This is a genomic window from Pseudidiomarina halophila, from assembly GCF_003987215.1.
Lineage (GTDB): Bacteria > Pseudomonadota > Gammaproteobacteria > Enterobacterales > Alteromonadaceae > Pseudidiomarina > Pseudidiomarina halophila.
The window spans coordinates 660,203-683,584 of sequence record NZ_PIPW01000001.1 but is presented as its reverse complement, the minus strand read 5'-3'; the positions used below and the strand labels follow the sequence as shown (position 1 = coordinate 683,584).

Annotated in this window: 24 protein-coding genes; 15 read left to right on the top strand and 9 right to left on the bottom strand. The window is 50.1% G+C overall.

Translation table 11 applies throughout. The features are described 5' to 3' along the window. Positions 1–3 precede the first annotated feature (3 nt). The 6 genes from CWI69_RS03275 to CWI69_RS03250 form a co-directional block, all read right to left on the bottom strand. Complete coding sequence (locus CWI69_RS03275) at positions 4–540, bottom strand: SRPBCC family protein (RefSeq protein WP_126761851.1); 537 nt, start codon at positions 538–540, stop codon at positions 4–6. Further along, positions 537–3,626, bottom strand: a complete 3,090-nt coding sequence (locus tag CWI69_RS03270; RefSeq protein WP_126761849.1) for an efflux RND transporter permease subunit — start codon at positions 3,624–3,626, stop codon at positions 537–539. Before CWI69_RS03270 ends, CWI69_RS03275 begins: the two co-directional genes overlap by 4 nt. Further along, positions 3,626–4,684, bottom strand: coding sequence for an efflux RND transporter periplasmic adaptor subunit (locus CWI69_RS03265; protein ID WP_126761847.1), 1,059 nt, complete (start codon positions 4,682–4,684; stop codon positions 3,626–3,628). The genes CWI69_RS03270 and CWI69_RS03265 overlap by 1 nt, the downstream gene beginning before the upstream one ends. A gap of 125 nt (positions 4,685–4,809) precedes the next feature. After that, entirely contained in the window at positions 4,810–5,745 is a 936-nt protein-coding gene (locus tag CWI69_RS03260) for an SPFH domain-containing protein (protein ID WP_126761846.1), read from the bottom strand. 21 nt (positions 5,746–5,766) lie between these two features. Beyond that, on the bottom strand, positions 5,767–6,216 hold the full coding sequence (locus CWI69_RS03255; protein WP_126761844.1) for an NfeD family protein: 450 nt from the start codon (positions 6,214–6,216) through the stop codon (positions 5,767–5,769). 78 nt (positions 6,217–6,294) lie between these two features. Continuing rightward, a complete protein-coding gene (locus CWI69_RS03250; protein WP_126761842.1) occupies positions 6,295–6,618 on the bottom strand; it encodes a hypothetical protein in 324 nt (107 codons plus the stop codon). Positions 6,619–6,948: 330 nt separating this feature from the next. Between CWI69_RS03250 and ccoN the strand changes: the two genes are divergently transcribed. From ccoN to ttcA, 10 genes are all read left to right on the top strand, one after another. Beyond that, on the top strand, positions 6,949–8,403 hold the full coding sequence (gene ccoN, locus CWI69_RS03245) for a cytochrome-c oxidase, cbb3-type subunit I (protein ID WP_126761840.1): 1,455 nt from the start codon (positions 6,949–6,951) through the stop codon (positions 8,401–8,403). Between the two features lie 12 nt (positions 8,404–8,415). Continuing rightward, a complete protein-coding gene (ccoO, locus tag CWI69_RS03240; protein ID WP_126761838.1) occupies positions 8,416–9,039 on the top strand; it encodes a cytochrome-c oxidase, cbb3-type subunit II in 624 nt (207 codons plus the stop codon). Position 9,040: 1 nt separating this feature from the next. Then, positions 9,041–9,235, top strand: coding sequence for a cbb3-type cytochrome oxidase subunit 3 (locus CWI69_RS03235; RefSeq protein ID WP_126761837.1), 195 nt, complete (start codon positions 9,041–9,043; stop codon positions 9,233–9,235). Further along, positions 9,228–10,178 (top strand): cytochrome-c oxidase, cbb3-type subunit III, encoded by a 951-nt coding sequence (gene ccoP / locus CWI69_RS03230; protein WP_126761835.1) that lies wholly within the window; start codon positions 9,228–9,230, stop codon positions 10,176–10,178. The genes CWI69_RS03235 and ccoP overlap by 8 nt, the downstream gene beginning before the upstream one ends. A gap of 61 nt (positions 10,179–10,239) precedes the next feature. After that, positions 10,240–10,743 (top strand): FixH family protein, encoded by a 504-nt coding sequence (locus CWI69_RS03225; RefSeq protein ID WP_126761833.1) that lies wholly within the window; start codon positions 10,240–10,242, stop codon positions 10,741–10,743. A 4-nt stretch (positions 10,744–10,747) separates the two neighbouring features. Beyond that, the gene (locus CWI69_RS03220) at positions 10,748–13,204 is read left to right on the top strand and encodes a heavy metal translocating P-type ATPase (RefSeq protein ID WP_126761832.1); all 2,457 of its coding nucleotides are present in this window, start codon (positions 10,748–10,750) and stop codon (positions 13,202–13,204) included. A gap of 2 nt (positions 13,205–13,206) precedes the next feature. Continuing rightward, positions 13,207–13,425 (top strand): cbb3-type cytochrome oxidase assembly protein CcoS, encoded by a 219-nt coding sequence (gene ccoS, locus CWI69_RS03215; RefSeq protein ID WP_126761830.1) that lies wholly within the window; start codon positions 13,207–13,209, stop codon positions 13,423–13,425. Then, positions 13,415–14,074 carry a sulfite exporter TauE/SafE family protein gene (locus tag CWI69_RS03210; RefSeq protein WP_126761828.1) on the top strand — a complete coding sequence of 220 codons (660 nt, stop codon included), beginning with the start codon at positions 13,415–13,417 and terminating at the stop codon, positions 14,072–14,074. Before ccoS ends, CWI69_RS03210 begins: the two co-directional genes overlap by 11 nt. A gap of 65 nt (positions 14,075–14,139) precedes the next feature. Then, positions 14,140–15,069 (top strand): universal stress protein UspE, encoded by a 930-nt coding sequence (uspE, locus tag CWI69_RS03205; RefSeq protein WP_126761827.1) that lies wholly within the window; start codon positions 14,140–14,142, stop codon positions 15,067–15,069. A gap of 44 nt (positions 15,070–15,113) precedes the next feature. Continuing rightward, the gene (gene ttcA / locus CWI69_RS03200; RefSeq protein WP_126761825.1) at positions 15,114–16,124 is read left to right on the top strand and encodes a tRNA 2-thiocytidine(32) synthetase TtcA; all 1,011 of its coding nucleotides are present in this window, start codon (positions 15,114–15,116) and stop codon (positions 16,122–16,124) included. On the opposite strand, the gene CWI69_RS03195 is transcribed toward ttcA, so the two are convergent. After that, positions 16,099–16,986, bottom strand: a complete 888-nt coding sequence (locus CWI69_RS03195) for a glucosaminidase domain-containing protein (RefSeq protein ID WP_126761823.1) — start codon at positions 16,984–16,986, stop codon at positions 16,099–16,101. The two genes, ttcA and CWI69_RS03195, sit on opposite strands and share 26 nt — an antisense overlap. Beyond that, a complete protein-coding gene (locus CWI69_RS03190; RefSeq protein ID WP_126761822.1) occupies positions 16,986–17,774 on the bottom strand; it encodes a DUF2189 domain-containing protein in 789 nt (262 codons plus the stop codon). The genes CWI69_RS03195 and CWI69_RS03190 overlap by 1 nt, the downstream gene beginning before the upstream one ends. A 114-nt stretch (positions 17,775–17,888) precedes the next feature. Between CWI69_RS03190 and CWI69_RS03185 the strand changes: the two genes are divergently transcribed. Genes CWI69_RS03185 through CWI69_RS03165 form a run of 5 tightly spaced genes read left to right on the top strand, consistent with a single transcriptional unit; the run spans position 17,889 to position 22,828 of the window. Further along, on the top strand, positions 17,889–18,491 hold the full coding sequence (locus tag CWI69_RS03185; RefSeq protein ID WP_126761820.1) for a pseudouridine synthase: 603 nt from the start codon (positions 17,889–17,891) through the stop codon (positions 18,489–18,491). A 35-nt stretch (positions 18,492–18,526) separates the two neighbouring features. Then, complete coding sequence (mnmA, locus tag CWI69_RS03180; RefSeq protein WP_126761818.1) at positions 18,527–19,657, top strand: tRNA 2-thiouridine(34) synthase MnmA; 1,131 nt, start codon at positions 18,527–18,529, stop codon at positions 19,655–19,657. Next, complete coding sequence (gene hflD / locus CWI69_RS03175) at positions 19,654–20,298, top strand: high frequency lysogenization protein HflD (protein WP_126761816.1); 645 nt, start codon at positions 19,654–19,656, stop codon at positions 20,296–20,298. The genes mnmA and hflD overlap by 4 nt, the downstream gene beginning before the upstream one ends. Further along, positions 20,295–21,668 (top strand): adenylosuccinate lyase, encoded by a 1,374-nt coding sequence (gene purB, locus CWI69_RS03170; protein WP_126761814.1) that lies wholly within the window; start codon positions 20,295–20,297, stop codon positions 21,666–21,668. The genes hflD and purB overlap by 4 nt, the downstream gene beginning before the upstream one ends. After that, positions 21,668–22,828, top strand: coding sequence for a cupin domain-containing protein (locus tag CWI69_RS03165; protein WP_126761813.1), 1,161 nt, complete (start codon positions 21,668–21,670; stop codon positions 22,826–22,828). The genes purB and CWI69_RS03165 overlap by 1 nt, the downstream gene beginning before the upstream one ends. Here CWI69_RS03165 and CWI69_RS03160 read toward each other — a convergent pair. Continuing rightward, positions 22,825–23,265, bottom strand: coding sequence for a DUF4826 family protein (locus CWI69_RS03160; RefSeq protein WP_126761811.1), 441 nt, complete (start codon positions 23,263–23,265; stop codon positions 22,825–22,827). The genes CWI69_RS03165 and CWI69_RS03160 overlap by 4 nt on opposite strands. Positions 23,266–23,382: the final 117 nt, after the last annotated feature.

The window sequence follows — 23,382 nt, the reverse complement described above, 5'->3', positions numbered from 1 at the left end:
TGCTTACTGTTCCAGATAGGCTTTTAGCGAATCCATCTGTTGTTGCAGCACGCCATCGACTGCTGGTGCCCACTCGGAAAGATCGTTCGGCGAGTAGCCACCGACACGGTAATAAACTTTGAGGATACTTTGATTGGGGTCATCGGTTGCTTGCAGGCGCCAGTCCATTACGCCGTGTAAACCTTCGCCCTGCAATGGCCCAAGACCACCACTAAAACGAATGAGTTTGCCTGGCTCAACTTTAATCACCCGCAGGTGTTCGGTTTGTCCCTGCTTTGCGACTTCGCACAGACAACCACCGAGTTTAGCATCAAGGTACATGTTTTGGCTGTCGCCATACCAGGTGTGTGCAGCAATCCACCAGTTATCTATTTCACTGGTCATGGCCGCGAAAGCTCCAACAGGGTTTACCGGAAGCCGACGTTCGAAGTTTAAAGTAAATCCGTCATGCCGACTATCCGTGACCTCTGCGGCCGCACTCACTGTGAATGTTACCGTTGCAAGTGCGACTATTAATTTAAATCCGGCTGACTTTATCATTGCTGTTCTTCCGCTTTTTCCATTTCATTCTCTAAACGCTGGGTTTCATCAGCACGCGGCTTGGTAAAACGCGCCAATCCCAGGTAGATAACCGGAGTTAAGTAAAGCGTAAACACGACTGCAAAGGCAAGTCCACCGAACACCACCCAACCAATCGAATTACGGGCTTCAGCTCCGGCGCCGACCGAGAGTATCAATGGCAAGGCGCCAAGCAATGTTGATACCAGTGTCATCATAATTGGGCGTAAACGGATATCAGCGGCATTTTCAACAGCTTCGCGCACAGATTGGCCCTTATCACGCAGCTGGTCAGCAAACTCAACCAACAAGATGGAGTTTTTCGCTATTAAGCCAATCAGCATAACCAAGCCAATTTGCGAGAAAATATTTATCGACGTACCGGTAAGGAACAATGCGAAGAATGCAGCAGCAATACCAAAAGGTACCGTCGCCATAACCACAATAGCACTGTTTACGCTTTCAAACTGAGCTGCGAGTACCAGCAATACAATTAAGAAAGCCAGCACATAAGTCATCATGATTTCGCGTTCAGTTTCTTCATAAGCTTCCGCCTCGCCCAGCAATACCATACCTATGTTATCAGGTAATGTTTCAGCTGCGATTTCACGTAATTTCTCAACCACCTGTTCAATTGGGATACTGGTCGGCATCTGCATGTCGACTTCGATTGCACGACGTTGGGCACGACGCTCAAGCTCTGCAGCAACCCCCTCCTCGCTAATCGTAGCAACACTTGAAAGTGGCACTAATGAGCCATCCGCGCTGCCCACGTACAGGTTAGAGAGATCCGTAGGTGATTTAATCTGACTGCGCTCAGCTTGCAACATGATTGGCACAGCCTGATCGCCAATGTTCAAATCGACAATGTCATCGCCATTGATAGCAACCCGTAAGGTGGCCGCGACATCACTGAGGGAAACACCGAGATCTGACGCCCGGCGCCGGTCAATATTCACCCGCAGCTGTGGCTGTGTTGGTTGATAGCCTACGCGCGGAAAGCCAATTTCTGGCATCGCCTCCTGCGCAGCTTTACCAAAGGCTAATGCGGCGTCGTAAATTTCACGGTAATTGTCGCCGGTTAAAGCAACTTCCAAACCACCGCCCTGGCCGCGCAGATTTAAACTGTTCGATCCAAATGCGCGCGCGGGTGCTCCGGGAATACGGCTAAGCGGCTCGCTGATCTCATCAATAATCTCCTGTTGCGAACGATCGCGTTCCTCCCAGTCAGTTAACCGCACGGTGATAAACACCAGGTTTGGATCCCACTGACCCACACGGGTATTAATGCTGTCAACGGCTCCGCCATTAACATAGGGAAGTAAGATTTCTTCCATTTGCTGCGCCTGGCGGTTCATAAAGTTAAGCCCAACCCCATCGGGGCCCCGGGCAAAAATACGAATCTGACCACGATCCTCAGAAGGCATCAGCTCACTATCAACATTCATATAGAAACCGACGGCACTGCCGGCAATCAGCACACAAATGGCAAACACCAGTTTGGCATGATCCAGCACCCAGTGAAGGGTTTTCACATAGCGATTACGGAAGCGGCTACCAAGCCGGGTTAAAAATGTTTCTTTATGATCTTTCAAAGGTAAGCGCGCGGTCAGTGCCGGTACCAGCGAGAGTGCAACAAAGGATGAAATAATTACCGCTGCTGCTAATACCCCGCCAAACTCCCGGAACAGGCGGCCCGCGGTTGATGGTAAGAAGGCGATCGGAACAAACACCGCAACCAGCACTGCTGTTGTTGCGACGACTGCGAAAAACACTTCACGGGTACCGATTACAGCAGCGGCTCGCGCGCCAAGCCCCATACTGCGCCGGCGCTGGATATTCTCTGAAACGACGATGGCATCATCGACAATTAAACCGGTGGCCAGCACCAGGGCAAGTAAGGTAAGTATGTTGATCGAGAAACCCAACGCCCAGATCACCGCAATGGATCCGATCAGGGCTACAGGTATTGAGACTGCCGGGATAATGGTTGCGCGTCCGGAACCAATAAATAGCCATAAGGTGGCAACCACAAGTAAAATAGTCAGAGCTAACGAGGTGATGACCTCTTCCACCGAGCCACGAATGAATTCAGCATCGTCACTGGTCACTCGCAGAGTGAGTTCAGGATACTGTTTTTTCAGATCTTCAACCAGACGCAACACTTCATTCGAGATTTCGATGGTATTCGAGCGAGCCTGACGAATAATGCCTAAACCGAGAACCTGCTTGCCATCGAGTCTGGTAATACTGCTCGCATCTGCAGGGCCAAAATAAACGGTAGCGACGTCACCGATTCTGGTGGTTTCGTTAATAATAATGTCTTCGACATCTTTGGTCGTCACCGAACTCGCATCGGCACGTACGATCAGTTGTTGGTCCGTCGATTTCAGGCTGCCTGCAGGAACATCGAACGGCGCCTGTCGAAGTACTGCCGCCACGTCACTTACCGTTAGCTGATAGCTTGCCAATAGCAAAGGTTCGATAACCACCCGCATCACCCGGCGGCGATCACCGGTTAAACGCACATCAGCTACGCCCGGGATATTCAGGAAGTTGGGAGCAAGATCCGTTTCTACCCGCTCGGTCAATGCTGGAAGATCAAGTGTCTCGCTGGAGATTGCCAGGGAAATCACAGATTCCGCATCGTTATCCGCTTTAATAATCGCAACGTTTTCCACCTGTTCCGGCAGTCCGCGTTGCACCCGACTTACCGACTCGCGGGTTTCGTTTGCAGCATTATCGAGATCAATGCCCGGCCGGAATTCAACCACTACCCGCGAGCTGCCCTCTTCACTTGAGGCCCGTATGGATTTAACGCCGCTAACGCGCGCCACGGCGCCTTCCAGACGGCTGGTGACTTCTGTATCAACAGTCTCTGGCGCTGCGCCCGGATAACTGGCAGTAACGGAAATGACTGGCCGATCAACATCGGGTAATTCACGAACTTCAACGCCCTGAATTGCGGCAAGGCCGGCAATAATAATAAGTAAATTTAAGACAACGATCAGTACCGGACGACGAATCGACAGCGACGGTAAATCATTTAATTGCGGTGCCCATTTCATTAGTCAGAACTCCCACTGGCTAATTCTAACTCTTTAACAGTCTGGCCTTCGCGCAAGCTCTGCACACCCTCAACAATCAGTTCATCGCCAAGTTGCAGATTACCGTCGACCAGCACACGTCCTGGCAGACGTTGCTTAATGGATACATCGACGCGCTTTGCTTTATCGTCTTCAACAATCCAGACATAGGCACCTTCCGGCCCCCACATCAAGGCGGCTTCGGGCACCGAAGGGTAACTGTCACCGGTTAATGTTAAGGCCACACGAAAGCTCATGCCAGGACGGTAAGTATCATTATTATTATCTATGATCGCTCGGATCCTTAATGTGCGGCTAGTGGGATCTATCCGGGAGCCAATTTCCGCGACCTCTGCCGACAGTGGGTCTTGCATTCGCTGCCAGGAATAGACTTTCAAGTCAGCACCTTGTTCAAGCATCGCAACAGAGGCTTCAGGGGCCTGAAAATCAATATACAGACGCTCGCGCTTATCCAGGGTTGCAATTAAGGTTTGCGGAGTAATGCGATCGCCCGCTTCCACATCTGTAATTCCAATCACGCCGCTGAACGGAGCGACAACCTGACGATCATCTAAATTGGTTTGTGCTTCATCAACCGCAACCTCTAGTAGATCACGGGCGATAACTGCTTCATCCAACTGGCTTTGCGGAATCGCGCCCTCCAGTTGGCTTGCTTTTAATCGTTCAACGGTGCGTTCAGCATCAGCTAACTGCAATTTTGCCCGCTGCAATGCAATACGCTGACGTCGATCATCGAGCTGCACCAACACCTGACCCTGTTCCACCTGGTCGCCGGGCTCAAAATTGACTGCAGTCACCACATCCCCCACGGCTGGATAAAGCTCGACAGATTGCAGTGCCTCAGCATAGGCCACGGCTTCGACTTGCTTACGCTCGCGCTCGAACCCTAAAGGTTGCTGCACGACTAACGCCGCTTGCTCAGAATTTCCCCATTGTTGCGCTGCAACGGTTGTAACAACTGAAGGCACAGTTAAGCCAATGGTGAGAATGGAAACAGTTAGAGCGGTGGACAACTTCATTGAATTCGATTTCCTTATGCACGAGGTGATGTACTTGCTAAAGACTATGCGCATTTCAGCAAATACGATCAAAAAAGACTGCTCATCTACGATGAACAGTCTTTTAGATACGCCAGTTTAACAAATTACTGTTGGCTGGGCTTAGCTTTGAGGACTTCAGTGAGTCCAGCCACGGCACCGCCGATATCTGCCAGTTGCGCTGGCAATATTAAGGTGTTGGTTTCTTTCGCCAGTTTGCCAAACTCTTTCACATACTGTTCGGCAACCCGCAGACTTACTGCATCCTGACCACCCGGCTCCTGAATAGCACTGGCGATTTTACGCAACCCTTCTGCAGTCGCTACTGCAATCAGTTCGATTTCCCGGGCACGACCTTCAGCTTCGTTAATTTGTTTTTGCTTTTCAGCTTCTGACAAATTAATAACTTCCTGCTTCTGGCCTTCAGATACATTGATCATGGCCTGGCGTTCACCTTCTGATTTAGCAATGGCTGCACGCCGCTCGCGTTCAGCCCGCATTTGCTGCTCGAGTGCGTCTTTAATACTGGCTGGCAGTTCAATATCGGAGATCTCGTAACGCAGGACTTTAATTCCCCAGGGGGCGGCCGCTTCATCTAATGCCTGGACGACGATTTCGTTGATGCGTGCGCGCTCCTCGAAGGTTTTATCAAGATCGGTCTGACCAATCACCGAACGCATGGTAGTTTGTGCCAGTTGCGAGGCTGCGTAACGATAATCGTTGATGCCATAGCTTGCTTTATGGGCGTCCACTACCTGAATATAAAGTACGCCGTTGATGCCAACCTGGATATTATCTCGTGTTACACAGGCCTGACGTTCAACATCGATAACTTCTTCTTTGAGTACGTGCTGGTAGGCAACTTTATCGACAAAAGGAATCAGCAGATGAAAACCTGATTCCAGCGTGCGGCTATACCGCCCTAGCCGTTCGATAACAAAATTGGTCCGCTGGGGCACAATTCGCGCGGTTTTTAAGATTATAATGATAACGGCAAGCGCAAAACCTAACGCCAGTACCGTTCCAACATTTAACTCCAACATAGCAGCTTCCTTTTGATCTTATTATTTTTCCGGTTTTTCCCGGCCTACGGTAAGTTGGATGCCTTCATTTGCTAAGACCCAGGCTGTTTCGCCAGCTTTTAACTCGTCTTCCGAAAACGCATCCCATTGCACGCCGTTCAGCATCACCCGTCCAGCGCCGTGGTTAAAGTCACGGATGACTTTTACCCGAGCACCAATGTCACGCTGAAAGTTTGGTTTGGCATCGTCTTCGTCGGTCGAGTAGCCCATAAACCAACGTTTAAACTGACCCCGGGCGAGGATTAAAAACGCCAGGCTAACAACTCCAAAAACCGCAAACTGAGTTGAGCTTTCCGCAATCAAGTCCCAGTGCAGTAAAAGCCCCGTCACGATTGCTCCAATCCCCAGAAAAACAGCAATTACGCTGGTCAGGAGCAGCTCAGACAGTATCAGAAAGATACCTATTACGATCCAAATTAACGCCACAGACATCGCGTTTCCTCAGCTGGTTAACATGTCATTAAAACTGACTATAACACGCCGTTTACGCAACGCGGCAAGACAATTGTTTCAATTTGCTACGCTGGTAAAGGTGAGGCTGAGCTGCGGTGGAAGCTGATTCTGAGGATCCTGTAAAGGCACGGTTAAGCGCCAGGTCATTCGCGGCTCGGAGCAGGCACCGAGGTACAAAGTTGTTTGCCACCGCCCTGTATCATTTACTTTCCACTGCAAGGGGATACTTCCCATGTACATAGACTCCCCTTCAACCAGGCTTAACCCAGGAACGACGCGGTCTGGCAACACTAATTCGAGTGTCAGAGGATGCTCAACGGGGACATCTGGAGCGGGCATGATCAGTCGGACCACGCCATCGAAGAAGGAATATTCGGTCATGGCTAATGCTCGTTCTTCGCTGGGCCGACAGCTTAATAGAATGAACGCGCAGGCCAATAGAATAAAGCCCTTACATACTGTGCGGTTAATTTCTTGAGTCATAAGTTTTTTTAGGCCATAGTGTGGCATTGATTAATTTTTCTTCAAGCTGCCGTCCCGCTTGATATTTTAACGGTTTATCGCTGTATTTTTGCGACTAAACATCATAAAATATGCATGTTTGTTGAAGTATCCGACAAGCGATCATCAATGTCACGTTACTCGGTTAAGCGAGGCGACAGTTATGAAATTATCGCTTCCCATGCACGAGCATCAACGCGGAAAACAAAAATGAGTCAAACAAATCCACAGCAAATCGAATACAACCTGAAAGTCGTCAGACAGTTTACTATCATGACGGTTATTTGGGGTATCATCGGTATGGCATTAGGTGTTTGGATTGCCGCTCAGCTGATCTGGCCTGAGCTAAATTTCGACACACCATGGCTTACCTACTCTCGTCTGCGTCCTTTACATACCAATGCGGTTATTTTCGCCTTTGGTACCTCCGCGCTGATGGGAACCTCGTTCTACATTGTACAAAAAACCTGTCGTACCAGCTTGTTCTCAGACAAGCTTGCTGCCTTTGTGTTTTGGTCCTGGCAGACTGTTATCGTTCTTGCTGTGATCACGTTACCGCTTGGTCTCACGTCATCAAAGGAGTACGGGGAACTCGAGTGGCCAATTGACATTTTGATCGCATTGTCCTGGATCGCCTACATCATTGTTTTCTTTGGCACCCTGGTTAAGCGCAACACCTCGCATATCTATGTTGCAAACTGGTTCTACGGGGGCTTTATAATTACCGTTGCGGTCCTGCACATCGTCAATAGCATGGCAATGCCGGTCTCTTTCGTAAAGTCTTACAGTATCTATGCAGGTGCGGTGGATGCCATGATTCAATGGTGGTATGGCCACAACGCCGTTGGCTTCCTGTTGACTGCAGGCTTTCTGGGGATGATGTACTATTTCGTACCTAAGCAAGCTGAGCGGCCAGTATATTCCTACCGCCTATCAGTGGTGCACTTCTGGGCGTTGATTTCACTGTATATCTGGGCAGGCCCTCACCACTTGCACTACACCGCTTTACCTGACTGGACTCAGTCATTAGGTATGGTGATGTCAGTCATATTATTCGTGCCATCATGGGGCGGTATGATTAACGGTATCATGACGTTATCAGGTGCCTGGCATAAGCTGAAGACCGATCCAATTCTGCGCTTCTTAATTGTCTCCCTATCGTTTTACGGTATGTCGACGTTTGAAGGCCCGATGATGTCGATTAAATCAGTCAACGCCCTCTCACATTACACTGACTGGACCATTGGTCACGTGCATTCAGGTGCGTTGGGCTGGGTCGCAATGATCACCATCGGCTCGATGTATTATCTGATCCCACGCCTATGGGGACAAACCCAGATGCACAGTGTGCGCGCGATAAATGCACACTTCTGGTTACATACCATTGGTACCGTGCTTTATATCGTAGCGCTCTGGATTTCCGGCGTCATGCAAGGTCTGATGTGGCGTGCGGTTAATGCCGAAGACGGAACACTCACCTATAGTTTTGTTGAGAGTGTCGAAGCTTCCTATCCATTCTGGTTCATCCGCTTTGTCGGTGGTCTGTTCATCGTTGCCGGTATGTTACTGATGGCATGGAACGGTTACCGTACGATTAAGGCAGGTAAACCAACTTCTGAAACCATCGATGTTGCGCCGCGCGAAGCAGCAACGCCATCAGCTTAAGGAGTCATAATAATGAGTAAAAACATTAAGCATGATTTCGTTGAAAAACGCGTAGGCTGGTTAGCAATTTTTGCTACCATCGCCATTTCAATCGGTGGTTTAGTGGAAATTACGCCATTAATTTTCCAGGACCAAACCAACGAGCCTGTGGTTGGCTTAACGCCCTACACGGCACTTGAGCTCGAAGGGCGCGATATTTATATACGCGAAGGTTGTAACAACTGTCATAGCCAGATGATTCGTCCTTTCCGCGCGGAAACCGAGCGTTATGGACATTATTCACTGGCTGGTGAACATGTATGGGAGCATCCTTTCCTCTGGGGTTCAAAACGTACAGGACCTGACCTGGCTCGCGTTGGTGGTCGTTACAGTGACGAATGGCACTATGTTCACCTCATGGATCCTCGCGACGTGGTACCAGAATCAAACATGCCAGGTTATCCATGGTTAGCGGAAAACAAACTCGATGGTGAGTACACAGCGAAGAAAATGGAAGTTTTCCAGTTTTACGGCGTACCTTACACTGAAGAAGATATTGCTGGTGCAAAAGAAGCCGTAGCCGGAAAAACCGAAATGGAAGCGTTGATCGCCTACCTACAATCGTTAGGTACGAGTTTGCAACAACAGGCCAATTAAGATGGATTACATCACCTGGCGTAGTTTTTACACAGTTTTAGTTTTCGTATTGTTCATTGGCATTGTGTTCTGGGCATACAGCAAAGGTCGCAAGAAGCACTTTGATGAAGCCGCCAAGTCAATCTTCGAAGAAGATGAATTAAAACGCACAAAGCAAGACGACAATACTAAACAGGAGTCGAAGAATAATGAGTAGCTTCTGGAGTGCATGGATTATTGTCCTTACCCTGGCGTTCTTAGTCGGTATTATCTGGCTATTGCGTTGGACTATGACCAACTTTACCGGAATCAAAGAAGGTGAACTCATGGATCATGAGTTCGACGGTATTGTTGAAATCAACAACCCGCTACCCCGCTGGTGGATGATCTTATTCTGGGTCACCATCGTGTGGGGGCTGATCTACCTTGCCCTGTATCCTGGTCTGGGTAACTTTCAAGGTTTATTAGGTTGGAAAAGCTCGAACCAAGACGTGCAATCAATCGAAGAGTCACGCGCGGCGACGGAAGAAGCTCGCGAAGCTGGCCTTATCGTGCAATATGATCGTGAAATGCGGGCTGCAGAAGAACGTTTTGGCCCAATTTTCGAAGCTTATGCGAAACAGCCGATTAAGGAACTCGCACAAAATCCTGACGCGACAGAAATTGGCAAACGCTTGTTTCTGCAGAACTGTGCGCAATGTCATGGCTCAAACGCTATGGGTGGTAAAGGTTTCCCTAACCTGACTGATGACGCATGGCTTTATGGCGGCTCACCAGAGGCGATCAAAACCAGCTTGCTCGAGGGTCGGCAGGGCCAGATGCCAAGTTTCAGTGGGCAGTTCAATGAACAGCAAATTACTGAGTTAGCGACCTATGTGTTGAGCTTAAGCGGACGTAAAGTTGACCCGGAGCTTGCACAAGCCGGCAAACAAAACTACGCCGTTTGCGCTGCCTGTCACGGTCAGGATGGCAAAGGTAATCAGCAATTGGGTGCGCCAAACTTAACTGACAACGTTTGGCTCTATGGTGGCTCGCAAGACGCCATTGAAGAAACATTGAAGAACGGTCGCAGAGGCGTGATGCCAGCGTGGGAGGATATCCTCGGTGAGGATAAAATACACGTAATCAGTGCCTATGTGTACGGGCTTTCAAACGACTAAGCTGAAAACCCCGCTACTGCGGGGTTTTTTATAGCAACATGACGATTCGAGGATAGCGGTAATGAGCAAGCCTTGGTACAAGCAGGTATGGCCTTGGGTATTGATGTCAATTCCCTTTTCTGTGGTGATCGCAATGTTCATTACCTTGACTGTAGCATCAGATTACGACAATCCGATGGTGGTTGATGACTATTACAAACAGGGCCGCGGCATTAACACGCAAGTGGAGAAGGTGCAGGAAGCGCAGGCGCGAGGCATTTCCTTTTCTTTCAGCCACGACGGGCGCGATCTGGTTTTGGCATATAAAACCGGGGAGCCAGATGAACTTACGGCCCTGACAGTCAGTTTTTATCACACCACGTTAGCTGATAAAGACTTTACCCTGAGACTCACCGCGGATGGTGACGGCCGCTTTCGTGGCAAGCTGCCAGCAGAAGTCGCAACTGCGGCAGGAAAATGGACACTAACTATCACACCATTTGACGGTAGTTGGCGCTTAAGCCAGCAGATCCAGTTACCCACAAGTCGGGAATTAACACTCGAACCGCTAACTTACGGCGTTTGATCTTATGGTTAGTGCGCTGCCGCATCCCCCAGCCGGTCATTGTTTCCATTGCCTGCAGCCCTTGCCTGAAGATGGTGGTTATCAGGTAACCGTCGCGGATGAAAGTCGTGCTGTCTGTTGTTACGGCTGTCAGGCGGTCGCACAAACCATTAACGATCAAAAGCTATTACATTTTTATCAGTTTCGCGATACCAGCAATCCATTGCAAATCCCCTTGTTGCCGGAAGAACTTCAGCAGCTTGAAGCCTATGATCAAGCTGAGCTGCAGGATCAATTTACGCAAACCTCTGCCGCTGGGCTGAAATCGACAACCTTATCGGTCGAAGGCATGACCTGCGCAGCGTGCGCGTGGCTGATCGAACAACAATTGCAGCGTCTCAAAGGAGTGCATAAAGCTCAGGTCAATGCCACCACTGAACGCGTATTAATCAGCTGGCAACCGGAACAAGTGAAATTAAGTGCCATGCTGCAACAAATTGCTGGTCTGGGCTATCGCGCACTGCCCTTTCAGGCCGCCATGCAGGAGCAGGATTTTAAACGGCGGCGGCGCTACTTTGTGCGTCGCATAGGCATTGCCGGACTTGCAACTATGCAAGTCATGATGATTGCAATCGCGCTTTATTTTGGCATGGTGTCTGAGCTTGATCCAACCATGCGGCAATTCTTCTGGTGGATTAGTCTGTTGTTTGCAACTCCGGTTTTACTCTACAGTGCCCAACCATTTTATATGTCGGCGCTGCGCAGCATACAGGCAAAGCAGCTGAATATGGATGTACCGGTCAGCTTAGCCTTGTTGAGTGCATACGGCGCAAGTGCCTACGCGACCTTCATTAATCATGGCGAAGTCTATTTTGAGTCCGTCAGTATGTTCACGTTTCTGCTCCTGGTGGGCCGTTATCTGGAATTGCTGGCCAAGCAGCGCGCCATCGCGACCGCAGCAAATCTGGTTAAGTTACTGCCGGCAACTGCGCAACGCGAGAACAGTGACGGACAACTCGAAGCCATTGCCGTACACAAACTAAAGCAAGGTGATATTGTCCGTGTTTTGCCGGGTCAGACCTTGCCGGCCGATGGCGAGTTATTAACCGCGCATGCAGCCATTAATGAAAGCATGCTTACGGGCGAAAGCGTACCGGTGAATCGTCTGCAAGGTGAGACGGTCTTCGCGGGTACCTTGAATCAGACGCAGCCCATCCGGGTGCTGGTGCAAGCCACACAACAAGGCACCGTTATGGCGAAAATTGCTGCGTTGCAGGACCAGGCTCTGGCAGACAAACCAAAGTTGGCGATTCAGGCGGAACGCTTAGCTAATCAATTTGTGAAACAACTTTTGATTCTGGCCGCTCTTACTTTTCTGGTATGGAGCTTTGTTGAGCCTGCTGAAGCCTTTTGGGTCACCTTGGCAGTGCTTGTTGCTACCTGCCCTTGCGCTTTGGCTCTGGCGGCCCCGACGGCGGTAACAGGAGTTATTCATCGTCTTAACAAGCAAGGCATTATATTAAGAAATACCGATGTAATCGAAGCGCTACGCGACTGCCGTACCCTGGTCGTCGATAAAACCGGCACCCTGACCAGCGGCAAGTTTAGTATTGCCGGCAAAGAGTATCTGACCGCACAGCACGCGCCAGCCAGCATCGACAGCTTAGCCTCCGCCCTCGAACAACACTCAGAACACCCGCTGGCTGCACCATTTGCAAGTTTGGCTAATCCTGAGCAGATTCAGTTAGATGAAGTTAAGGTGGAACCCGGAGCTGGGATTGAAGCAATTTGGCACACGGAAACTGTGCAACAACAGGTACGGATCGGCAACCCACGTTTTATTGCCCAATGGCACCCCGAGGTGCTCCGGCTGAGTGATGCCAACGTGGTCCTCGCTACGCGCAGTGAGTTATTAGCCTGGTATCAGGTCACAGACACATTACGTGATGATGTTCCAGCCACCCTCGCCGACCTGCGTCAAGCTGGCTTTGAAATTATCATGTTAACGGGTGACAGTCAGCGCAACGCTGAACGCGTGGCGCAACAGCTCGATATTGCTCAGGTAAAAGCAGAATGCCTACCTGAAGATAAGCTTGCTTTTGTACGCGAACTACAGCAACAGGGCCCGGTATTCATGATTGGCGACGGCATTAATGACGGCCCGGTATTAGCGCAGGCTGATGTCTCTATGACCTTTGGCCATGCGGCTGATCTGGCGCGTCAGGCAGCGGATATCGTCGCAATGCGCAATGATTTTGCCGCGGTCACCGCGCTACTGGCAAGTACCGGGAAAAGTCGGCGCATTCTTAAGCAGAATATCACCTGGGCGTTGCTCTATAACGTTGGCATCATTCCAGTTGCGGTGTTGGGATTTGTAACCCCCTATATCGCTGCTATTGGCATGTCGCTCAGTTCATTGTTAGTTCTGGCAAACTCCCTTAGACTCTATCGTAGCGACACTGTTAAAAAACCATCGAGGTAGCCTTGGAAAGTCTTTATATATTAATTCCAATCGCCATTCTGTTTGTCATTATCGCCGTGGCAGTGTTCTTTTGGGCGGTCCGCAGCGATCAGTTTGAAGATCTCGAGCGCCAGGGAATGAATGTATTGCTCGATGATGATGCGCCGGACACGTCGGAACATCAGGCGAAAGATAAAGCCGAAACTCACCCCACAGATAAGCAAAAGAAAGATGAATCTTGATGTAGCGGCCGCTTTTTTAATGGGGTTGGCTGGTGCGGGTCATTGTCTGATGATGTGCGGCGGTTTGGCAGGTGCTCTGGGAGCCAAACCAGCATTGTCTGAACTCATCATTTACAACCTCGGCCGCATTACTTCCTATATGTTTGCGGGCGTCGTCGTCGGTCTGTTCAGTCAGTTGTTATTGAGCAGTTTTGCTCCCGCGTTGATCGGACTACGCTTTGTAGCAGCCTTCTTTCTTATTGCCCTGGGTTGCTATTTTGGCGGCTGGTGGCTTGGCTTGCAAAAGCTGGAAAGAATCGGCCGCCCGCTGTGGCGTACGCTCGCCCCCTATGCGACCCGCTTACGCAACAACAACTCCCTTGTCAGCCGTTTTGCTGCGGGCATGCTCTGGGGCTGGCTACCATGTGGCCTAGTCTACAGCGCCTTAAGCTGGGCTGCGCTTAGCGGCTCGGTAAGTTCCGGCGCCTTGTACATGCTCGCATTTGGTCTGGGCACCCTGCCCGCCATGTTGGCTTTTGGCTGGTTTAGTGGCGCGCTGCAAAGCATATTAAAAGCGCGGGGATTTCGTCAGGCAATGGGTGTCATCATGATCGTCTACGGCCTTTGGGTGGCAACTATCGCGCTTCGTCAAACTTTGTTGATGGGATAATTAGCCAGGCGCTGAATTCCCTACTAAACTTAATCAATAAAGTAGGCGATTCAACGAGGTAGGCTATGTCTTGCGTCAATAATATATTGGTAGTTCTCGATCCTGATAAACAGCAACAGAAAGCGTTAAATCGCGCGTTGCATCTGGCCCGGATCAGTCAGGCATCGATCACACTGATGCTTTCAATTTATGATTTTTCCTATGAAATGACCACTATGCTTGCGGCTGAAGAGCGCGACACTATGCGCGATAGTTTAATCAAAGATCGTAAAGTTTGGGTGGAAGATTTACTTGAGGATTACAATACCCGCGAACTCGACATAACGATTACTGTGTTATGGCACAATCGCCCCTATGAGGCGATTATCGAAACCGCGATCACAGGTGAGCATGACATCATCGTTAAAGCTACGCACCCCCATGAAGGTCTCGCCCACTTGATTTTTACGCCGACAGACTGGCACCTATTGCGCAAGGCCCCCTGTCTGGTATTACTGGTAAAAGAACATGAATGGCCAGAAAATGGCAAAGTTTTAGCAGCCATCCATACCACCGGCGAAAATGACCATCACGATAGTCTTAATCACCGCATTACCGAAGCTGCTCAGCGCTTCGCCAATTGCCTGCATAGCGAAGTTCATTTAGTTAATGCTTATCCCGGCGCCCCGGTGACTATTGCCGCTGAAATCCCTGAATTCGACACGGGGAATTATCGTGAGGTAATTGCAGAAAATCACAAACAGGCGCTGGCGCAACACGCGGAGCGGTTCGATATCACTGAAAACTGCCAGCACGTCCGCGAAGGTCTGCCTGAGCAGGTTATTCCTGAACTGGCAGAAGAGCTCGACGCTGAACTTGTGGTCTTAGGCACCATTGGCCGAACTGGTATTAGCGCGGCTTTGCTAGGCAACACTGCCGAACATGTCATTGAACAAATCAATTGTGATTTACTTGCGGTAAAACCTGCGGGATTTGAATCGCCAGTTAAGGTATAATCCGGCCGTTTTTGGGCAGCAACAGTAACGAGCAAGTGAGTTCAATGAGTTTAGCAAAAAGTAGTTCAGTCAATAGTCAGGCCACCGATGCAGGTCAGAGTGGGCTTACACCTGACGAGCAGACGAAGAAACAACGTTATAATTTTAATAAGTTAGAGAAGCGCTTACGTCGTCATGTTGGTCGTGCCATCGAAGATTTTAATATGATCGAAGACGGCGATAAGGTCATGGTCTGTTTGTCTGGCGGTAAAGACAGCTACACTCTTTTGGCGATTCTGCGCTTTCTGCAAAAGATCGCACCGATCCAGTTTTCTATTGTTGCCGTGAACCTCGATCAGAAACAACCAGGCTTCCCTGAACACATTCTGCCCGCGTACCTTGAGGCTGAGGGTGTAGATTTCCGTATTATCGAGGAAGATACCTACAGTATCGTCAAAGAAAAAATTCCAGCCGGGAAAACCACCTGTTCGTTATGTTCACGTCTGCGCAGAGGTATTCTTTACCGGGTAGCAAAGGAAATCGGCGCAACCAAGATCGCGCTCGGCCATCATCGTGACGACATGCTGGAAACCATGATGCTGAATATGTTTTATGGTGGCAAGCTCAAATCAATGCCGCCAAAGCTGGTAAGTGATAATGGCGAACACGTGGTGATTCGACCTTTAGCTTATGCACGTGAAAAAGATATTGAACGTTATGCTATACATAAAGGCTTCCCGATTATCCCGTGCAACCTTTGCGGCTCACAGGAGAATTTGCAACGCAAGGTTATCAAAGAGCTGTTACGCAGCTGGGATCGGAACTATCCGGGGCGGTTAGAAAGCATGTTCACCGCGATGCAAAATGTCGTACCTTCTCATCTGGCTGACCCTGCCCTGTTTAGTTTTAAAACCATTGCGGCTGATGGTCAGGCCAACGCCGACGGCGACACAGCATTTGATCATAGTGTGCCTGACGCCTTTATGAATTACCGGGACGAAACAGAAGAAGAAGAAGCGATCGACATCACTAATGCCGACCGCAACGGGGTTATTCAGGTGCGGAATCTGAGCTAGGCGTAAAGCCCGGCTCAGCAACTGGCTCTTCAGCACCCATCGTTTCCAGAATGATTGGCCGGTTGACGCGGATCATGGCGTTCAGTTCTTCAACATAGTCTTCGCCACGTTCAGAATAACTCAATAAGCCCGGCGTCAGGTCCAAAGCCCGAATGTCTGCTCGACGTTCGCGTTGTTCTGCACGTAGCTGACGCATTTCAAAATAAGCGGGATGCGTATTCAGGTTGCGTAGATAGCTGCGAATGGATGCGTTAATCGAATCAAACTTTTGCACCTCGTGGGTGGCTTCTTCCCCACGTGCTGCTGGAATTAACCCGCAGCCCTCGGTGAAGCACCATTGACCGAACAGGTTAAGTGCTTCTGTTGCAAAGCGTGACGTGCCCCATGCCGACTCATTTGCGGCCTGCACCAGAACCAGGGTTTCCGGAACCACGTCCACACGGCGCATAAGCAATGCGAAGGTTTCTTCAGCCTCAGCTTCGGAAGCAATACTAAACTCAACCCGATAGCGCTTAGCCAGATACTCCAACCAGCTTAGTTGCTCCTGAGATAACGAATCAGGCTTTAACCGCCATTTGGTATAAAGTGCTTCGAGTCCACTGCGTTGCTCACGAATCAGCGCATTTTCCGCTTCCACTAAGGGTGCTAAAAAACCGAAAAACGCCTGCTTCTTATCGGCACTTTGCTGGTAACCGGCAAAATCAGGCAGTTCAGTCACGGTGGGCGCGGCCACAGCAATATCCTGCGCCGGGACAACATTGTTATACAGGCGATACGGATTCGCGAGGTGAAGCGCATTGGGCGCGACTATAGCTGCCGCAACGGCAAGAATACTTAACACAATAACGAGACCGCGTAACATTAACTCTCCTCTGTAACTGTTGTTTCTATAGTTGTCGTCTCTTCTGGTACGCCAATTAGACGATTATAGATGACACCAATTACATTAAAGCTCATCGGAATGGTGAAAATTAACCCCAGTAACAGGGGTAATGCACTGATAATAACGATAATCGTAAAAATCGCATAAATTGCAATTAACGGCAGCATTTGTTTATTTAAAATCAGAACAGATGCAAAAATTGCCCGTGATACTGATAGCTGTCGCTCGAGAATAAGAGGTGTCGCTAAGGTAAAGCTCAGCTGCAGATAAATGGCAATGAGCACGAACAGTGCGAAAAATGTACCACTGGAACCGAAAAGCAAGAACAACAAGACACCCGGAATGGCCATTAACGTCATTAATATTGCCGCTACCGCAATCATTTTAGGTGCGTAGCTCAGAGCTGTTGTGATGGTCGCTACCGTTGGTTTCTTGTCACGTGCATTTTGCAGCCCCATCAACGTCATAATGGCGGTAAAAGGTGCAATCAATAAGCCACTAAGGATGGACTGGCCAGAGATATTGACCAAGTTGAAAGTTTCTTCCTCAACCGGGAAAAATTGTGCCGAGATACTTGAAATAACCCAGTTTGCCAAAAATAAAATGACCATACCGAGCAGCATTATCGGTAATGCCCGTAAGGTGATATCCCAGCTTCGTTGAATGACGTCGCCCACTCTTAATGGCACTTCACCGCGCAAGGCGGCGGCAAAATTATCCTGCGTGGTCGCCTGACTTTGTGAATCTTTGGGATTGGAGTCCTGCATCGCTAGCTTTTCCTTTATACTGTTGTTTTTTTAATGGCTGACGTTTAGAGCAGAACATATTCTAACATTAATCACACGCTGGACGGTACTCGTCGAGAAAAGCAGGAGCCGCATATGAAAAAGCCCTATCAAAAACGTCGGAAAACCAAGTCACAGCCCGGCCCGGCGAATCCCAAACTGGTACTGTTCAATAAGCCCTATGGCGTTTTGACCCAGTTTTCCGGGAGTGAGGATGAGCTCACATTAAAACCTTACATCCCCTACAACGATGTCTATCCTGCCGGTCGTCTCGATAAAGACAGTGAGGGTTTGTTGCTGCTGACCAACGACGGCAGTCTGCAGGACAAGATTAGCCATCCCAAACATAAATTACCAAAGACCTATTGGGTTCAGGTCGAAGGCGAGCCAGACGAGGCAGTGCTGCAACAGTTGCGCGACGGCGTTGAATTAAATGATGGCATGACCTTACCCGCCGAAGCTTTTGTCATGGCAGAGCCGGATAACCTGTGGCCACGTAACCCACCGATTCGTGAGCGGCAAACAATTCCGGACACCTGGCTTTGTCTGGTCATCCGTGAAGGCCGCAACCGCCAGGTACGGCGTATGACCGCTGCCGTGGGACACCCAACCTTGCGTTTAATTCGTGCGGCAATCGGTCCCTGGCGGCTGGCAGGAATGCAGCCGGGTCAGTGGCGTGAAGTGCCGCCAGTGTGGTAGAATTCGCGCGCCTAGCAGCCATCAATAAGGTCGTCATGTCGAATACAGAAAACTTGAATGCCAGTAAAAAAGTCATCGTCGGCATGTCCGGCGGCGTAGACTCGTCCGTTTCCGCCTATTTACTTCTGCAAAAGGGGTATCAGGTTGAAGGCTTGTTCATGAAAAACTGGGAAGAAGACGACACCGATGAATACTGTGCCGCAGCTACTGATCTGGCTGATGCGGAAGCTGTCTGCGCCAAACTTGGTATTGAGTTGCACACGGTAAATTTTGCTGCCGAATACTGGGATAATGTGTTCGAGTATTTCCTTGATGAATATCGGGCTGGACGCACACCAAATCCCGACATCATGTGCAATAAAGAAATTAAATTTAAAGCCTTTCTGGAATTCGCTGCAGAAGCCCTGAATGCCGACTATATTGCGACCGGTCATTATGTCCGGCGCACCGAGCATGACGGAAAATTTCAGCTGCTGCGTGGTCGCGATGCCAATAAAGACCAGAGTTACTTTCTCTATACTTTGTCTCACGAACATGTGGCACAAACACTATTCCCCGTCGGCGAGCTCGAAAAACCGGAAGTGCGCCGTATTGCCGAAGAACAAGACCTGGTGACTGCCGATAAGAAAGACTCAACGGGCATTTGCTTTATTGGTGAGCGCAAGTTTAAAGATTTTTTGCAAACCTACCTGCCCGCGCGTCCAGGTGCCATTGAAAGTGTCGATGGTACCCATCTCGGTGAGCATGAAGGGCTGATGTATCACACCCTGGGGCAACGTAAAGGGCTGCATATAGGTGGTTTAGCGAATGCCGGTGATGAGCCATGGTATGTGGTAGACAAAGATGTTGAGCGCAACGTTTTGATCGTGGCTCAGGGCAAACACCACCCGCGGCTTTACTCCAAAGGTTTAATTGCCGGCCAGCTGCATTGGGTCGACCGGGTTGGCCCGCAACAAACACTCAGTTGCACGGTAAAAACGCGCTACCGGCAACAGGATATCCCCTGTCAGCTTACTCCCAGAGCCGATGGCTCAGTAGTGGTAGAATTCGACGCGCCTGTTGCGGCCGTTACGCCAGGACAGTCAGCGGTTTTCTACTCAGGTGAGGTTTGCTTAGGTGGTGGGATCATTGAACAGCGCTTAGCGGATCACGAGGTGTTGCTGTGAATGAGTGGCAACAACGCGTAATTGCGCTTGCTGCTATTGCTCAGGCCGCAGCTGCAGTAAAGACCCTGGCCCGGCAGGGTAAGCTCGACGAAAGTTACGAGCGCCAAGCCTTGCTCAATAGTGTGCTGGTGCAAAATCCTGAGTCTTTTGCCAGTATTTATGGTGATGTCAGCAAGCTGAAAGTCGGCTTGCGCGTATTGCTTGCCCAACTGGGAACCACCCGCGATAAAGACATTGAAACTACACGCTATATCGTTGGCGTGTTGGCCTTAGCACGACGTATCCAACGGCAACCAAAAGCTTTCGCCCAACTTGGTGAACGAATTGAGCAACTGCACCGCCAGCAACACCAGTTCCAGTTTGAGCAAGAGACCATTTATACCGGCATGGCAAGCACCTACAGCGACTGCATCTCACCGCTTGGCCGTCCGATTCAGATTCACGGCAAGCCCGAACATTTACAACAACAGTCGGTACAGAATCAGATCCGCTCACTGCTGTTGGCAGCCATTCGCAGCGCCGTACTCTGGCGTCAGGTTGGCGGTAAACGCCGACACTTCTTATTTTCGCGGACACGCATGATTGCCACCGCAAACGAACTTTTACGCGCATTAAGCTCACAATCGGAGTCCTCAGAATGACCACATTATCCGCTTTAACCGCTCTCTCTCCAGTCGATGGCCGTTACGGCTCTAAAGCTGCCGCATTACGGCCTATGTTCAGTGAATATGGTCTTATCCGTAATCGCGTCATCGTCGAAGTTCGCTGGCTTCAGCAACTTGCGGCAACAGCGGAAATTGGCGAAGTACCGGCGTTTTCTGAACAAGCCAATGCCTTTCTTGATGCGCTTATCGATAACTTCAGCGAAACTGACGCTGAACGGGTAAAAGCGATCGAAGCAACCACCAATCATGATGTTAAAGCGGTCGAGTACTTCCTAAAAGAGCGTGTTGCTGAGCAAGCCGAACTGCATGCGGTCAGTGAGTTCATTCACTTTGCCTGCACTTCGGAAGACATCAACAACCTTTCCCACGCGCTGATGCTCCGTGAAGCACTCGACGCGGTCATGTTGCCCCAGATGCAGCAACTCAGTGATGCCATCAAACAACTGGCACAGGAACACAAAGCAGTGCCTATGATGGCGCGTACCCACGGTCAGCCGGCGACGCCAAGTACCATGGGGAAAGAAATGGCAAACGTCTATGTGCGCCTGCAGCGCCAACTTGAGCAGCTGCGTGCAGTACCTTTGATGGGCAAAATCAACGGTGCCGTCGGTAACTATAATGCCCATCAAGTGGCTTATCCGAACGTCGACTGGCATCAGGTATCAGAGCAGTTTGTAACTGGACTGGGCCTGACCTGGAACGCCTACACCACGCAAATCGAGCCGCATGATTATATTGCCGAGTTATTCGATGCAGTGGCGCGCTTCAATACCATCGTCATTGATTTTAACCGCGATGTCTGGGGTTATATTGCACTGAATCACTTTAAACAGCGCACCGTTGAGGGAGAAGTCGGTTCTTCCACTATGCCGCATAAAGTGAACCCGATTGATTTTGAAAATTCTGAAGGCAACCTTGGCATTGCCAATGCCATTATGCAGCACCTGGCCAGCAAGCTCCCCGTTAGCCGCTGGCAACGCGACCTCACGGATTCAACAGTGTTGCGCAACTTAGGTGTTGGCTTTGCTTATGCCTTGATTGCCTACCAGGCAACCCTCAAGGGTGTTAGCAAACTCGAAGTCAATGCCGATAACCTGTTACGCGAGCTTGATCAGAACTGGGAGTTATTAGCCGAACCGATCCAGACAGTCATGCGCCGCTACGGGATTGAAAAACCATACGAAAAGCTGAAAGAGCTCACCCGCGGTAAACGCGTTAATCAGGCAGCCATGGCTGACTTCATTGATAGCCTTGCGCTACCTGAGACGGTAAAAGCTGAGCTTAAACTGTTAACGCCTGCTTCTTACATTGGCCGTGCGGTAGAATTTGTTGACGAGTTAAACTAATGGCAGTGCTGCTCAAGGTTGATCATGCTGAATTTCTTCGCGATTACTGGCAGCAACGGCCACTGCTGATACGTGGCGGTCTTGCTCAGTTCGAGGATCCCATCGCGCCCGAGCTGTTGGCGGGTCTCGCTATGGAAGAAGGTGTTGATGCGCGCATTATTCAGCGTCAGGACACAGACTGGCATGTTGAGCATGGTCCGTTTGAGGATTACGAAGAATTCGGTGAAGCGGATTGGACGCTGTTAGTCCAGGCCGTTAACGAGTGGTTTCCCGACGTACAAAACCTGCTACTACCGTTCCGCTTTTTACCCGACTGGCGGGTTGACGACGTGATGGTGAGTTTCGCGACGGAAAATGGCAGTGTTGGAGCGCACCTTGATCAATATGATGTCTTCATTATTCAAGGTACCGGTCAACGGCATTGGCGCGTGGGTGAGCGCCTTGAGGGCGCCGAAGAATTTTGTCCCCATCCGGATCTGAAGCAACTGCGTAACAGTGACTTTGCGACTTGTATTGATACTGTCCTGCAACCTGGGGATGTACTTTATATTCCTGCCGGGTGCCCTCATCATGGGGTGGCGTTAGAACCAAGCCTCAATTACTCGATCGGCTTCCGCGCACCCAATAGCGCGGAATGGCTGGCCCAACTTGCAGATCAGTTGCTTGCCAGCGAGCAAAATTTCCCCCGCTACAGGGATCCGCAGTTAAGCGCAGAAACTGCCCCCTACCTCATCAGTACCAACGAGGTTGCGCAAGTGAAACAATTGCTGTTGCAACAACTGGAGTCGGAGAGTGGTCTGCAAGCGATCCAACAGGTGATGTCACAAGCCAAACGCCCGTTGCCGCAACCTGAACGCGAGATCACTCTGGTTGAGTTAGCAAGTTATGCGACCACTGAGATGTTGCTCTGCCGCACACCTGGGGCGCGTTTACTATTAGGGTGCGACGGTAAACTTTACGCCAACGGTGAATGCGTCGCGGCACCAGCGCAGATGAGCGATGGCTTTCAGGAATTGCTTCAGCTCGATCAGGAGGTGCCCCTTGCTGACTGTAAAGCAGTGTTCGCTGACACCGCGGCGCTCAGCTGTTTAGCTGAATTGCTGAATTTGGGCGTACTTCATTTGGTGCAGGAATTAGCAGAAGATGAGGCAACAGACTAACTGTTGCCCTGCTCTTCCGGCGCTGCCCAAAGCTCTTCCATACCGACCACGTCGTACAGCGCTTCAGCACGGTCAACCAGATACTGTGCGTAGCGTTGCTGCTCTGGGTTGGCACTTGCTTTAGGGTCGTCCAAAATGCTTTGTGCTTTCATTTGCCACTGGAACGAAAAGTAACGTAGAACATCACGTGCATTATCCGCGGCATTCTTGCCTGCCACATCTGTTGGCACATCGCCGTTAACTAACCACAGTTCTTTTTTGTCCTGGGTAGTAAATTTCCAGATCGCGACGTAAGGCGCCAGGTAGCGCGAATCTTTGGTAAGCACACGATCGCTGATAATGCCGTTTTCCGCCAGGTATTTATTAGCTGCCTGGAATTGCTCACGCACCCACGCAGACATTTCTTCTGGACTCATTTGCGGCTGTTCATTTGCCATAATCAGGGTTCATCCTTTGCTAAGTAGTAGTCGTACATCACGCGTACCTATCACGCGTACCATCACCCGGACATAGTACCGTGAAAGGCCTTAAGGGCAAAGCCCGAAATGCTGTAA

Bases quoted from the DNA above. Each gene is read 5' to 3' on its own strand.
- CWI69_RS03275 (WP_126761851.1), bottom strand. From the start codon at position 540: ATGATAAAGTCAGCCGGATTTAAATTAATAGTCGCACTTGCAACGGTA.
- CWI69_RS03270 (WP_126761849.1), bottom strand. From the start codon at position 3,626: ATGAAATGGGCACCGCAATTAAATGATTTACCGTCGCTGTCGATTCGT.
- CWI69_RS03265 (WP_126761847.1), bottom strand. From the start codon at position 4,684: ATGAAGTTGTCCACCGCTCTAACTGTTTCCATTCTCACCATTGGCTTA.
- CWI69_RS03260 (WP_126761846.1), bottom strand. From the start codon at position 5,745: ATGTTGGAGTTAAATGTTGGAACGGTACTGGCGTTAGGTTTTGCGCTT.
- CWI69_RS03255 (WP_126761844.1), bottom strand. From the start codon at position 6,216: ATGTCTGTGGCGTTAATTTGGATCGTAATAGGTATCTTTCTGATACTG.
- CWI69_RS03250 (WP_126761842.1), bottom strand. From the start codon at position 6,618: ATGACCGAATATTCCTTCTTCGATGGCGTGGTCCGACTGATCATGCCC.
- ccoN (WP_126761840.1), top strand. From the start codon at position 6,949: ATGAGTCAAACAAATCCACAGCAAATCGAATACAACCTGAAAGTCGTC.
- ccoO (WP_126761838.1), top strand. From the start codon at position 8,416: ATGAGTAAAAACATTAAGCATGATTTCGTTGAAAAACGCGTAGGCTGG.
- CWI69_RS03235 (WP_126761837.1), top strand. From the start codon at position 9,041: ATGGATTACATCACCTGGCGTAGTTTTTACACAGTTTTAGTTTTCGTA.
- ccoP (WP_126761835.1), top strand. From the start codon at position 9,228: ATGAGTAGCTTCTGGAGTGCATGGATTATTGTCCTTACCCTGGCGTTC.
- CWI69_RS03225 (WP_126761833.1), top strand. From the start codon at position 10,240: ATGAGCAAGCCTTGGTACAAGCAGGTATGGCCTTGGGTATTGATGTCA.
- CWI69_RS03220 (WP_126761832.1), top strand. From the start codon at position 10,748: ATGGTTAGTGCGCTGCCGCATCCCCCAGCCGGTCATTGTTTCCATTGC.
- CWI69_RS03210 (WP_126761828.1), top strand. From the start codon at position 13,415: ATGAATCTTGATGTAGCGGCCGCTTTTTTAATGGGGTTGGCTGGTGCG.
- uspE (WP_126761827.1), top strand. From the start codon at position 14,140: ATGTCTTGCGTCAATAATATATTGGTAGTTCTCGATCCTGATAAACAG.
- ttcA (WP_126761825.1), top strand. From the start codon at position 15,114: ATGAGTTTAGCAAAAAGTAGTTCAGTCAATAGTCAGGCCACCGATGCA.
- CWI69_RS03195 (WP_126761823.1), bottom strand. From the start codon at position 16,986: ATGTTACGCGGTCTCGTTATTGTGTTAAGTATTCTTGCCGTTGCGGCA.
- CWI69_RS03190 (WP_126761822.1), bottom strand. From the start codon at position 17,774: ATGCAGGACTCCAATCCCAAAGATTCACAAAGTCAGGCGACCACGCAG.
- CWI69_RS03185 (WP_126761820.1), top strand. From the start codon at position 17,889: ATGAAAAAGCCCTATCAAAAACGTCGGAAAACCAAGTCACAGCCCGGC.
- mnmA (WP_126761818.1), top strand. From the start codon at position 18,527: ATGTCGAATACAGAAAACTTGAATGCCAGTAAAAAAGTCATCGTCGGC.
- purB (WP_126761814.1), top strand. From the start codon at position 20,295: ATGACCACATTATCCGCTTTAACCGCTCTCTCTCCAGTCGATGGCCGT.
- CWI69_RS03165 (WP_126761813.1), top strand. From the start codon at position 21,668: ATGGCAGTGCTGCTCAAGGTTGATCATGCTGAATTTCTTCGCGATTAC.
- CWI69_RS03160 (WP_126761811.1), bottom strand. From the start codon at position 23,265: ATGGCAAATGAACAGCCGCAAATGAGTCCAGAAGAAATGTCTGCGTGG.